This window comes from Mesorhizobium sp. CO1-1-11 (genome assembly GCF_020164995.1).
Classification (GTDB): domain Bacteria; phylum Pseudomonadota; class Alphaproteobacteria; order Rhizobiales; family Rhizobiaceae; genus Mesorhizobium; species Mesorhizobium australicum.
Genome location: NZ_JAIUHE010000012.1, coordinates 93,552 through 106,272 on the forward strand (window position 1 = coordinate 93,552; position 12,721 = coordinate 106,272).

Here is a 12,721-nt window from a genome sequence, read left to right on the forward strand (position 1 = left end):
GGGGGCAACCTGCGGTGTCGGTTGCCGCGAAGCGTTTGACAAGGGTGCGAATATAAAGAAGGCGAGAAGGCCTAGAAAAACCAGGGCGATCACGACCACGGCCCAGCTCGCGATCCGAGCTGTACCTCGCCGTTCCTGATTGCGTGAGAGATCGTTGGTCATTGAGTGTCCTTTCGGGATCGAATGGTCGGATCCCATCGGCGCCCGAACTTCAATTGAGCGCTGATGTTCCTTTCATTCGGAAAGACCAATGCTAATGTCAGGCTGATCCCGAAGGATCACTTGCCAAGGGAGAGAGCAGCGCGCCGCGCCGAGCAAGAGGTCGACGTGAAGGCTTCCCGCGGAAGCGGCTGCATGGAACAATCCATCATGCCCAGATTTCTCGGAGCCGCCGGCCACAGCGTGGAGAATGCTCCAAGCCATTGGATGGCCCCAAAAGTGACGGCGCTGCTGCGCCGCGAACTCCCGCCAGCCACATCCGCCTCACCTGGCATCGTCAACACCCCTGATTTGCGCCGGGTTGCCCGGTGTTCTTTCGGCGATTTGAATCGGCACACCAGTCCACTGCCAAACGGTCGTAGCTGGTGTGCGAAAGAACTGGATGTGGCCACGGGTGCCGGCAACCTCTATCCGCGGCCATGACTCTGCGATGCTGTTCCGGTCAGTGCCGTAGGACCGTATTGCCTGAGCAAGGACGACGATCGTGTCGTATCCTTCCAGAGCAACGAAGGAGGGCGCCTCGCCCAACTTCTCCCGCAGGGCCCTTTCGACGCGTGAGCCTAGCGGGTCGAGGTGTCCGGGTCGATAGCGCAGGAAGGGGATCGCAGCGCTATCTTCGCCTAGCAATGTGGCCCATTCAGCGAATTCTGGTTGCCCAGCTGGAGCGCCGATCTTGATCGTGGACAGGCGACCGTCATTGCGAACTGACTTGACGATTGAGATTGCTGGCTCTGGCTGGCCTACAAGAAGAAGAAGCACTGTCGCGCGATGGTGGATGAGTTGGTCGCACAACATTGACGGGTCCAGCGAGCTCATGCTGATGTCCGATAACGTCGCGCCGTTGGCTTCAAGGTGATCACGCAGAATGTGAACGCCAGATGCCCAGTAGACGCTCTGCTGCGATGCAACGGCGATCCGATCGTGACCAGCGCGCGACAGGAAGTCGGCATATGTTTGCCAGCCGCGAGACTGCGGCGGGGCAAGACGTGCGACCCACTTGGTTGCTTGATCCGTTAGCCTGTCGAGTACCGCCGACGAACAGAGAAAAGGGAGTCCGAGCTCGTCGGCCCTGACAGCCGCCGCGCGAGCAACGACACTGTGATACTCTCCCGCTATCGCTACCACGCCCAAACGGGCCAGTTCATCCACTGCCGCGACGGCCTTCTGTGGATCGGCTGCAGTGTCTCGCACGAGCAGCTCAAGCGCCTTGCCGCCGACGCCACCAGCGCTATTGATTTCGCTGACAGCTAGCTGAAGGCCCGCAAGCAAATGTCTGCCTGCCTCAACCCAGCCGGGGCGAGTCAAAGGGACGAGTGCTCCGATTGTGGTCGTTTCTTCGGAGCCCGGATCAGTCGATGCCATTCAGTATCTCCTGGTTACGCAATCCTCACCGCGTGCCCAGCTACAGCGCACATGCCTCGACCGATAGAGACAGTCGGACCTAACTCCAACGATCTGTACCATCGCCACTACCGACACAGTTCCGATGCGGCAGGTCTTAGTGGACTGGCTACCGGCGTCGACAATCCCGCCGCCACCGACACGAGGCAAAGTTCGATGGCCACTGCTCGCAGATCCTAAACGCTTGTACTGAGTGACGCTTAGCGGGTTGTGAGGCAGAGGGTGTGCCAAATTCACCGTCTGAGCAGTAAATGCCCGAAAAACACTTGGTCGTTGACGCCTGTTTGGGCATCTGGTCCGGGCTGATTTGCGGCCAATTCCAGGCAGCTAGTGGAGACTAGGTGTTGAGACCCCCGGAACGGTGAGTGTGTTGTGTTTGCTTGGGGCGCGGCGGTCGATTGGCCTTCATCCTGCCAAAGGAGACGGTCCGGAACCTTGCTACCCCGATTACGTTTTGACTTCATATCAGACGAAGGAGGCCACACATGGACTGGAACCGCGTCGAAGGGAACTGGAAGCAGGTCAAAGGCAAGGTCAAGGAACAGTGGGGCAAACTCACCGACGACGATCTCGACCGCATCGCCGGCAAGCGCGATCAGCTCGAAGGCAAGATTAAGGAACGTTACGGCCTGGAGAAGGATCGCGTCCGCCGTGACGTAGACGATTGGTACGGCATGCAGGGCTGGTAACCATTCGCCAAAGAAGCCCCACAGCCCGCGGCTCTGGCGGACGATCTGCGCCGATGGGATAGCGCGGGCTCTTCGCCTTTAGCATTTTTTACTCGTCCACGAGGCCGGGCTTCAGCCATTCGGCCTTGTCACTCACCGGGTCACCAGCCTTGCCTTGCACGCAATTGTGGAAGCGATTGCGCTTGTCTGACGAACGCACCGCAGGCTGAGCGGCTGCTCAAGAGCTTATGCGAAATTCCGCGCAGGCCGCTTTCAGCGGCTCGATGACCATCAGTCATACTGCCGCTCGGCAGCGCCCCCTGTGTCCTTCCAGCACACGCACTCTGGCATTCGTCTTGCAAAGCCGCTTCATCTTGGGAGAAGATGAAATGGCTCTATCCAATCAGCTGCTTGAGGAAGACCTGACCTTTCAGTGTCCGAGCTGCAAAACCCCACTGGTCAGGAAAGGCTCCTGGGTCAAGTCCGTAACGACGTTCACCTGCAAGCGATGCGGCGAAAGGGTACGGCTCTCGTACAGCGAGAAGCTTGAAATTTTTCGGTTGGGTGCCGCTGCGCGCGACACTGGAAGCTAACGTCGCGTTGTCTTCGTTGCGCATGTGTTTAAACGACGCCGGCCGATGGCCACGATGCTAATTTCAATAAGCTGGCAAAGGTCAGTTAGCTCGGCGGTTTGCCCCTGCGAGAGAAGCCACCGAGCTGCCTGTCAGACAGGCCTCCCACGCGGGCTGCAACATCCGGCCCTGCGGAAGTTCCGGAAACGGCGGACCGGTTGTGTGCTCGCAGGTGCTCATCGCCCAGGTGCCGGGTGCGGTGGAATGAGCCGTTCAACGGGAGTTAATCAGCGTCGATAATGCCGTGACAATCTGTGCCATGAAAAACGGTTTCCAGATGATGATGCTATTCGACGCCCCTTCCGCGCCCCAGTGTGAGGCAGTGTCGCCGGTCGCGTAAACGACTGGCAAGTTTGGATTTGCCTGCCGAATATGTCGAGCGACGTCCCAACCTCGCTTTCCCGGCCCAGACGGATGTCCGCGACGAGAACCCGGATTCTTGAGGGGTCGACATCAAACGCCTCAATCGCGCTCGCGGCGTTGCAGGCAGCAACGACGTTGAAGCCGGCCTTGGTCAGCGCGACATCGAGGCCAAGCAATATGACAGGCTCGTCTTCAACCACCAGGACTTTGCCGTCATGCATCATGGGCCATCCCTTCATGTCGGCTTGTCCGCCAGCGGCGCCTTTCTGATCGGCGCCTTGTACGCGCTCACCAGCCTGACGACGGCGGCATCGATTGTGACTGGTACGCCCAGATTCACCGTCACGCGGTTTTCGTCGATGTGGGTGACGTTGCCAATCAACTCGATATGCTGCCCCTTCTGTACCTTCGTTGTATGGTCGATCACCGAGTGGGGTTGCCCATAGGAAGGGATGGAAACGCTCACCCGGTCCTCAGTGACCCGCTTGCGCACGGTTGCCGTGATCACGACCTCGTCGCCGATATTGATGCCCTTTGCCATAGCCGTGAGTCTGGGGCGAATAACGGCTTCGTCAAGCAGATGCTAATATGAATTGTCTGGCGAGGCCGAACCGCCCGCTTGCCGGCCGTCCAGTATGTCGCTCCAGCACACGCGCTCTGGCATCGTCTTGCACGGACGCATTCGCCGGCTGCGCAACAACACCGCTCGCCAAACTGATGATCATCGGGCGCAAAACGCACCATTTGGGAGGCGGCGGCCGACGACTGGCATGAGTCAGGCTACCTAGCCAGCCAGAGGAACAACTGTGTCCAGCCCGCGAACGACCCGCGCGAGGCGCGCGTCTCTCAAGTCCTTCTCCAAGCAACAACAAGGCGGCTACCCTAGCTTGGAGGGCCGAGGGATTCGTAATGAAGCCGACGCTACCTGGCCGCGCCTGGAGGGGGGCTCAGCAACCGACCCAGTGGAGAAGGATCGACCCTGCCGACCAAGTGCACGAGACATTTGTCACATCACTTCCTATCCAACAATCGACCGATATGCTCTAGCGACGTCAGTTTGTTCATCAGGCCAGCCTTTGAAAGCCTAGGTGCATGGTCGAGACGCGGTCCGTGTTGGGGTCGCCTCGATGAGAGCGAGTTGATCTTGGCACCGAGCGTTTCCTCAAGCGTGCGGGCAACGCCGTCGGCCCCCAGCAGAAGCATAGGCAGACGGTAGGCCACGGCCCAGGCACGCCAGTCGGTGGCAACAAGCTCGAGCTCGTCGGACACCAGTAGCGGCACCGTCAGCATCGGATCATTGTGCAGAAGCTTGAGCTCCGCTGTGAATCTTCCATTTGGATCCTCCATTGCGCAGGCGGCCACTCCGCGGAAAACCTTGGCGGGGAGGGCAATGATTGCCGGCACGCTGCTCACATTTTGCGTGCGGCGGACCACCACACCACGCTGGTTGAGCGTAAAGGTCACGTCGCCATAGTTGTCACTTGTGGTGTAGCTCACCTGCTCCGGCAGGCGCGACGGGTCGAGACGCCTGTTGCGGCCGGTCCAAGAACTCTTCTCCGGTTCAGTATGAGTCCGCTCACCGTCGTCCATCATTTTCACCTGGAGAGAGAAGGCGCCGGAAGCACAGCAGCCAACCAATGCCCAGAGTGAGCCCCCCTGCGGCGCCGCCGTCTTCGGCTTGCATCCAGCAACGGCAGCGTGCCTTGGCCATCTGTGCCTCCTATTGAGGCGGAACCGGACGTACCCGGCTCGAACGCTCAGCACATGTCCTAGTGCCAGATAAATAGGAGCGGATTCTGTATTAGCCACTACTAATTCATGTCAATTTTTTGGTAACTCTCGGCGTCGGCCCGGTGACGGCGCTCTCCTTCCAGACGCGATCGACCATCGGTCGCGCTTCCGCCTTCGCGTGATATCGCGGCCTCACGTTGAAGGTCAGCTGTCGTGCTTCCCTGGTCACAAGCGAACCGACCGCTTCGGCCCCCAAGCTGTCGGTCGGCAACGCGGCGATGTCGGCCGTTGAGGCCCGCTGCGCCGATTCTCAAAAGCGGACATCATCAACGACAGCGCAAGGATGCAGCGCAAGGATCACATCGCTGCTTCCTGCTCCATTTCTTTCACGTCCTGAAAGCGGTCTGCAATCCGTGGGTGAACCCGTCCGCCGTCCGCCGCGCCGATGGCCACGACGATCTCGTCGGCTGCCGGGCCGTCGGCGATCTGGAAGTTGGCGGTGATGAAATGCGAGCGGCGGCCGTTCTCGCTCTTGTGCATCATCGGCAAGGACAGCAGCGCGCCTGGCGCGTTGCGCGTGTTGCAGAATTCGAGATAGGTCGTGCCGCCGACCGCGTCGCGAAACACATTGCCGAACCGCAGCGTATGGATCATGGCGGAGGCGTGTTCGATCTCGCCTGCGACGCCCACGGCGGCGGCCTTGCCGTAGCTCTCGATGCGCTCGGCAGGCATGAGCTCGAGCAGGCGCCGCGTGAGCTCATGCCCCAGGCGCGGTGCGATGGCGACAATCTCCGGCCGCAGGTTCTCGACGAAGCCGCGCCCCGCCCATGGATTGCGTAGCACGGCCGCGACGACGATCGACTTTACAGGCTTAGCGCCCGCCTTGCCGCCTTCAATGTGCACTTCCTCGATGAAGGTGCAGACTTTTCGCAATTCCATGATCTCAGGCCCTGTTGGTGGAAGCCCAGCCTAATCAGGCCCGGTGAGCTGGTATTCCTCCGGTTCGTAGGAAGAATCGGCGTGCACCCCGCTTGGAAGCGGTGTAGCATTCGTATATCCGCGACGGCTTAAATGGCCCCTTCGCGAGGCGGAAGACCGGGCGTGGACCACGAGTCGCAAATTCTCTCTTTGCGGGACGCCGCCAGCCTCATCAATTCGGGTGGCGATCTCCAGTCCGTGCTGCGCGACCTCGTGCTGGCAGCCTGCCGCCATGCCAAATGGACGCTGGGCTCGATCATGAGCATCGATGCGCCGCATGGCCACGCCTATGTCATCGTGCGCCATGATCCGACGCTCATCCAACGCGCGCTGCCGGACCGCTGGGAACTGGCGACCAGTCCTTCGATCGTCGCGCTCAACCGCAATGAGCCGGTCTATATCAGGGATGCGCGGGTGTCGGAGGAGTTTCCGGGTTATCGCCGCGAGGCGTTCGAACGCGACTATCGCAGCGTGCTCGTCATGCCGATGAGCTGTGTCGATGAAGACGGCCGGCCGATGGTGCTGACCGTGGTCTCGCGCGAGATCACCGAAGTGAGTGCCGAGGATATCGCCTTCATCGGCATGATCGTGCATTTGGGCGAGATCGCGGTGGAGAAACAGCATCGGCTGCGCCAGGAAAAACAGGCGGGCGAGCGTCTGCAGCGCGCCTTGCAGGCGCATACCTCGCTTCTGCAGCAGGCGCTGTCGGAAGGATCGGTGGTCTCGCTCGCCGACAAGGTCGGCGAGCTGTTGCCCAACCCCGTGGTGGTCATCGATTTCCACGCCAATCTGGTCGTGGCCGGTCGCTCGCCGAGCCAAGCGCATTTCGATGCCGCGACCTGGCGCCAGGCAGTTGGCGGAGTGCTCAACCGGCAGATCGTCAAGGTCGCGCGCGGCGCGTCGGAAGCGCGCCAGGACGAGACTTTGTTCGTCGACGACGGCAAGCATCGCCTCAAGCTTTCGGTGCGCGTAGAGCCGTTGACAATCGACGACGAAGTGGTTGGCGCGCTGATGATTTTTCCGACGCCGCAGCAATCCGGACAGCTCGACCAGATGCTGATCGACAGCGCCAAATTTGCGCTCAGCGTGCAAATGATGCGCAGCTTCGTCCGCTTCCGTTTCGAGACCAGATCGCTGACCGAGCTTTTCCTGGAAGTCGTGGAACGCCGCTGGCGCGATGAGGCCGACATAGTCAACCGGGCACGGCGGCTGGGGCTCGACCTGACCGTGCCGCAAAGACTTATTGTCGTCGACTACGCCGATACGGCAAAGGACGGCGGCGGGCTTGCCGATCCCCATCATGCCCTTGTCCGCCTTCTGGAACAGGCAGGCGTGGCGGGCACGGTTGTCGCCGTGGAGGGCGGTCTTGTCTGTCTCGTCGCGGGCGATGCCAGGGAGAGCATGCGCCTGGCGAAATTGCCGAACACAATCGCCACGGAGTTTGGTCGCCATCTCGGCCGTGAGCCGGCGGTGCTGGTTTCCGAGGTCTGTGCCTTGCTGGCCGATTATCCCACCGCCTGGGAGCGTTCCCGACGCATGATCCGCATCGGCCGGTCTTTTGGGCGCACCGGCGTTTTCGCCGGCCAGGATTTCGGTCCGCTGCCGATGCTGGTCGCGGCCGCCGATGTGCCCGATGTGCGCAACTTCGTCGACAAGAGCGTCGGCGCCTTGATCGCGCATGATCGCGAGCACGGCACGCCTTATCTGGACACGTTGTTTGCCTTTCTGCGTGAAGGTTGCCGCAGCCAGGCTTGCGCCGACGTGATGGGGCTGCATGTCACCACCTTGCGCTATCGCCTGTCGCGCATGGAAGAGCTGTTCGGGATCAAGCTCGACACGCCAGAACAACGTTTCGCGGCCGAGCTGGCGATCCGCCTCAGCGGCATCATCGACAGCCGCGTGCCTGAAACCCGCTAGTACCACTCCATCCCGACATTGCCGTCGCTATCCGCCGCCAGGCGCGGGCTTATCGCGCTCCTGCTTGCTCGGGATGGCAGCAGCCAGTCGCGAACTCTTTCCTACAGATCCGAGGAAGAACCGGTGCCGCCTCCTGCCTAGCCTTCGTCCGACGATGTGGAGGAAGATAATGGCGGACGCGGTGGCACAAAGGATGATCGACCCGTTCGCTTTGCGTCGCGCCTTCGGCACCTTCGTGACCGGGGTTACGGTGATCACCACGCGTGACAGCGACGGCAATCCACGCGGCATGACGGCCAATTCCTTCACCTCCGTCTCGCTCGATCCGCCGCTACTACTGGTCTGTGTTGGCAAATCGGCGGCGAGCTTTGCGGCCTTCAGTGAAAGCCGGTCCTTTGCTGTCAATTTCCTACATGAGGGGCAGGCCGATGTCTCATCGGTGTTCGCATCGAAGGCTGCGGACAAGTTCCAGTCAGTGAACCATGATCGCGCCCACACCGGCGCGCCGATCCTCACCGACAGCCTGACTTGGTTCGATTGCACCGTTCACAATCGCGTCGAGGCCGGCGACCACGTCATCCTGATCGGTCAGGTGCAGGCGTTCGGAACCAGCCCGTCAGCGCCGCTCGGGTTTTGCCGCGGCCGCTACGCCAGCGTGAAGGATCCCCTGCCGGCCGGTTGGCTGGCCTCGCAAGACATGATCATCGGCTATCTGGTTGAGGCTGGCGATCGCATCCTCTTGCGCAACGACGGTAGAGGCGGCTGGATGTTGCCGACGGCATGGCGCCGCAAAGCGGATAGCAACCTGATCCTAGATGGCGGCGAGGCGCTGAGCCTCGTTCCCGAAAACACCTTCCTCTATTCGGTTTTCGACGTCGCCGACAGCGATCCCGGCTATCTGATCTACCGTGCCGAGCTGAGCCCCGAGAGTGCTGAAGCCGCCCTGCCGGATGGTCACGCCTTCTTTCCAGTCGACATGCTGCCGTACGAGCAGATCGCTACGCATGAAGTGCGCGTTATGCTGCGCCGCTATGCGCGCGAGCGGCAGGACAAGCGCTTCGGCATCTACATGGATACCGGCGACGGCGGCCGTGTCGCAATGATCGACGGAAAGTCGCAATTGTGGACGCAGGCCGCGTCCAAATGACGAGACACGCGGGACAGACATGAAAACGACGGTCGCATCGCTCGAAGGCTCGCGCCAGAACCTGTTCATCAACGGCGCGTTCACGGCGCCGAGGAGCGGACAGTATATCGACAGTTTCGACCCGACCACCGGCAGGCCCTGGTACCAGTTTGCCGAGGCTGGGGCCGAGGATGTCGGCGCGGCTGTGGACGCGGCGCGCTCTGCTTTCGCAAATCCGGCCTGGCGGCGCATGACCCAGACTGATCGCGGCAGGCTGGTGCGCCGCCTGGCGGAACTGGTCCTCGACAACGCCGACGCGCTGGCGCTGATCGAGACGCGCGACAATGGCAAGCTGCTCAAGGAGATGAGGGCGCAGATGCGCGCCATGCCCGACAGCTACACCTACTTCGCCGGCATGGCCGACAAGCTGCTCGGTGACACGATTCCCGTTAACAAGCTCGACATGCTCAACTTCAATGTGCGCGAGCCGATCGGTGTCGTAGGCATGATCACGCCGTGGAACTCGCCGCTGATGCTGCTCACCGGCACGCTGGCGCCGTGCCTGGCGCTCGGCAATACAGTGGTCGTCAAGCCATCGGAGCATGCCACGGCCTCGACGCTGGCGCTGGCTGAACTGATCATGGAGGCCGGCTTCCCCGCCGGGGTCGTCAACGTGGTAACCGGCACCGGCGCTGTCGCCGGCGACGCGCTGACCAGGCATCCAGGCATCGCCAAATTTGTCTTTACCGGCTCGACCGGAACCGGGCGGCGCATTGCAGCCAATGCGGCGCAGAACCTCATCCCCTGCTCGATGGAGCTTGGCGGCAAGTCCCCTCACGTCGTCTTCGGCGACGTAGACATCGAGCATGCCGTGAACGGCGTTGTGTCCGGTGTCTTCGCGGCCGCGGGCCAGACCTGCGTCGCGGGCTCGCGCTGTTTCGTTGAGGCGAGCGTCTATGAGCTTTTCATCGAGGCTCTGGTCGAACGCACAAGGCGGGTGCGGGTCGGGCTGCCGATGCTGGAGGACACCGACATCGGCCCCCTCGCGCTCTCGGCACAGCTCACCAAAGTGGAAGGCTATGTCGCTTCCGGTGTGCGCCAAGGCGCGCGGATCGCGGCCGGCGGCAAGCGTCCGCAGGCGGACGAGCTTGCCGGCGGCTGGTATTTCGAGCCGACGGTGATGACCCGCGCTGAGAATGGCATGGAGTTCATGCAGGAGGAATTGTTCGGTCCCATCGTCGGCGTCATCCCGTTCTCGTCGGAAGACGAGATGATCCGGCTCGCCAACGACACGCGCTACGGGCTCGCCTCCGGCATCTGGACACGCGACATCAACCGCGCACTGCGCTTCGCCCGCGATGTCGAGGCGGGCACCGTCTGGATCAACACCTATCGCGCCTCCTCCTTCATGTCCGCCAACGGCGGCTTCAAGGAGAGCGGCTATGGGCGGCGCGGCGGCTTCGACGCCATGGAGGAGTTCTCGCGCCTGAAGAACGTCGTCATCGACTATTCGGGTGCCATGCAGGACCCGTTCGTCATCCGCCTTCGCTGACCAAGACCCCGACCCAACGACCGGGAGACCGACATGAAATTCGCCGTATCGCTCACCATGGAGCGCTTCTCGCCCGATATCCCGATGGAGCGGGTGAAGACCAATCTCCTGGACCTCGCGCGGATGGCTGACGAGGGCGGTTTCGAAACGCTATGGACTGCGGAGCATCACACGATCGAATGCACGATCTCGCCCAACCCGCTGATGACGCTGACCTGGCTTGCCCAGCACACCGAACGGATCCGGCTCGGCACCTCGACGCTGGTCGCGCCCTACTGGAGCCCGATCCGGCTGGCCGGCGAGGCCGCGCTTTGCGACCACCTGACCGGCGGACGGCTGGAATTCGGCATCGCGCGCGGCTCCTATCAGTACGAATTCGACCGCATGGCCGGCGGCATGCCGCAGCAGGAAGGGGTCGCTTATCTCAAAGAGCTGGTGCCGGCGGTGACGAGGCTGTGGGCCGATGACTATGCCCATGACGGTCACTACTGGAAGTTCCCTGCGGCCGCCGGCGTACCGAAGCCGCTGCAGAAGCCGCACCCGCCGATCTGGGTGGCCGCTCGAGACCCGGGCACATTCGACTGGGCGGTCGGCATCGGCGCCTCGATCCTGTCGACGCCGCTCTCGGCACCGGCGGCGGAGATCGCCGTGCTGGGCGAGAAGTTCCGCAAGGCCGTCGCCGATCATCCGGAGGTGCCGCGGCCGCGCCTGATGATGCAGCGTCGCACCTGCGTCTACGAACGGGCGCAGGACTGGGAGGTCGCGGTCGGGCATGCCATCGACTATGGCCGCGCCTTCGAGAACCTGTTCCAGAACATCGGCACGGTGCGCAGCGGCTTTCCCGAAGCCGTGCCCTACGACAGCGTCAAGGGCAAGGACAACTACAATCCCGAAAACATCCGCCGCAACCTCATGTTCGGCACGCCGGACGAGGTGATCGAGAAGCTGCTCGACTATGAGGCGGCGGGCGTCGACCAATATTGCCTCGGCCTGACGTTCAACCTGCCGTTCGAGCTGCAGAAGAAGACGATCAAGCTTTGGGTGGACGAGGTGATGCCGGTCTTTGCCGCGCGCGAGCGCGACAAAAAGCGCCATATGGCGAGGGCGTGAGGATGGCACGTTCCGGCCAGCTCGATGTCGAAGGCGTGCTGCTCAACTGGCGCCTCGAGGGCGAGGGCGGCGCGCCGTTGGTCTGCATCCATGGCGTCGGCTCGTATCTCGAAGCTTGGAATGGCGTGGCCGAGCGGCTGAGAGACCGTTTCGCGGTTCTTACCTTCGATTTGCGCGGCCACGGCCGCTCAAGCCGGGTCAAGGGCCGCTACGAGATCGATGCTTTCGTCGCCGAGACGCTCGCGCTGGCCGATCATGTCGGGTTTGCCACTTTCAATCTGGCTGGGTTTTCCTTGGGCGGTTTGATCGCGCAGCGCCTCGCGTTGACGCATGCCGAACGCCTGCAAAAACTGGTGCTGCTGTCGACGGTCGCAGGCCGGACGCCAGAGGAGCGACACGCCGTGCGCGGCCGGCTGGCGGAGCTGATGGCGAGCGATGCCTCGGCGCATCACGCCGCCTCGCTGTCGCGTTGGCTGACGGAAGATTTTCAGAACAGGAACCCTGAGATCATCGCAGAACTGCGCCGGCGCGACGCCGAAAACGACCGTGACTGCTATGTCGCTGCGTATCGCGTTCTCGCCGAAACCGATTTCGGCGGCATCCTCGACCGCATTACCTGCCAAACCCTGATCGTGACGGGCGCGGACGACCAAGGGGCCAGTCCGCGCATGGCGCGGCTGATGCACGAACAGGTGCAAGGTTCACAAATCGCCATCCTGCCCAGGCTTCGCCACTCGATCCTGATCGAGGCGCCGGCTCTCGTCGCCGACACGATGGCCGATTTCCTGCTGGGCGTCGATCGCGCGAGAGCGGCCGTCGCCTATGCGTAGCGATCTTCGCGGGGCAGGAGAGGGCGTTTTGGCCAAGGCGCCGGGCGACACGCGTCGGCAACAGGCCAAGGCTTTCCCCGTGAGCGAGGGAATGACGGCCGCAGACATCCTCCGCGGCAGCGGAAGACCGGCTAGGCCCGGGCGTCGCTAAATCCGCGAGCCAATCTCGTCGGCGAGGGATTGGGAAGTCATGA

At 62.3% G+C, this 12,721-nt stretch carries 11 protein-coding genes; 6 read left to right on the top strand and 5 right to left on the bottom strand.

Annotated elements, in window-relative coordinates:
• Positions 1 to 483: 483 nt before the first annotated feature.
• Entirely contained in the window at positions 484 to 1,581 is a 1,098-nt protein-coding gene (locus LB554_RS15915) for an ABC transporter substrate-binding protein (protein WP_015316661.1), read from the bottom strand.
• Positions 1,582 to 2,105: 524 nt separating this feature from the next.
• Between LB554_RS15915 and LB554_RS15920 the strand changes: the two genes are divergently transcribed.
• Positions 2,106 to 2,309 carry a CsbD family protein gene (locus tag LB554_RS15920; RefSeq protein ID WP_224585508.1) on the top strand — a complete coding sequence of 68 codons (204 nt, stop codon included), beginning with the start codon at positions 2,106 to 2,108 and terminating at the stop codon, positions 2,307 to 2,309.
• An 838-nt stretch (positions 2,310 to 3,147) separates the two neighbouring features.
• Here the strand turns inward: LB554_RS15920 and LB554_RS15925 are convergent.
• From LB554_RS15925 to LB554_RS15940, 4 genes are all read right to left on the bottom strand, one after another.
• Positions 3,148 to 3,507, bottom strand: coding sequence for a response regulator (locus tag LB554_RS15925; RefSeq protein ID WP_224585510.1), 360 nt, complete (start codon positions 3,505 to 3,507; stop codon positions 3,148 to 3,150).
• An 11-nt stretch (positions 3,508 to 3,518) separates the two neighbouring features.
• Complete coding sequence (locus LB554_RS15930) at positions 3,519 to 3,824, bottom strand: hypothetical protein (protein ID WP_015316664.1); 306 nt, start codon at positions 3,822 to 3,824, stop codon at positions 3,519 to 3,521.
• A 470-nt stretch (positions 3,825 to 4,294) separates the two neighbouring features.
• A complete protein-coding gene (locus LB554_RS15935) occupies positions 4,295 to 4,873 on the bottom strand; it encodes a DUF6101 family protein (RefSeq protein WP_224585513.1) in 579 nt (192 codons plus the stop codon).
• Positions 4,874 to 5,371: 498 nt separating this feature from the next.
• Positions 5,372 to 5,953: an amino acid synthesis family protein gene (locus tag LB554_RS15940; RefSeq protein ID WP_224585515.1), complete on the bottom strand. Its 582-nt coding sequence runs from the start codon at positions 5,951 to 5,953 to the stop codon at positions 5,372 to 5,374.
• A 162-nt stretch (positions 5,954 to 6,115) separates the two neighbouring features.
• Here LB554_RS15940 and LB554_RS15945 point away from each other — a divergent pair, with 162 nt between their 5' ends.
• The 5 genes from LB554_RS15945 (at position 6,116) to LB554_RS15965 (ending at position 12,527) form a co-directional block, all read left to right on the top strand.
• Positions 6,116 to 7,909: a helix-turn-helix domain-containing protein gene (locus LB554_RS15945; RefSeq protein ID WP_224585517.1), complete on the top strand. Its 1,794-nt coding sequence runs from the start codon at positions 6,116 to 6,118 to the stop codon at positions 7,907 to 7,909.
• 169 nt (positions 7,910 to 8,078) lie between these two features.
• The gene (locus tag LB554_RS15950) at positions 8,079 to 9,056 is read left to right on the top strand and encodes a flavin reductase family protein (protein ID WP_224585519.1); all 978 of its coding nucleotides are present in this window, start codon (positions 8,079 to 8,081) and stop codon (positions 9,054 to 9,056) included.
• Positions 9,057 to 9,075: 19 nt separating this feature from the next.
• Complete coding sequence (locus LB554_RS15955; RefSeq protein ID WP_140792752.1) at positions 9,076 to 10,587, top strand: aldehyde dehydrogenase; 1,512 nt, start codon at positions 9,076 to 9,078, stop codon at positions 10,585 to 10,587.
• Positions 10,588 to 10,620: 33 nt separating this feature from the next.
• Positions 10,621 to 11,697, top strand: a complete 1,077-nt coding sequence (locus LB554_RS15960) for an LLM class flavin-dependent oxidoreductase (protein ID WP_015316670.1) — start codon at positions 10,621 to 10,623, stop codon at positions 11,695 to 11,697.
• Positions 11,698 to 11,699: 2 nt separating this feature from the next.
• Positions 11,700 to 12,527, top strand: coding sequence for an alpha/beta fold hydrolase (locus LB554_RS15965; RefSeq protein ID WP_224585521.1), 828 nt, complete (start codon positions 11,700 to 11,702; stop codon positions 12,525 to 12,527).
• Positions 12,528 to 12,721 lie beyond the last annotated feature (194 nt).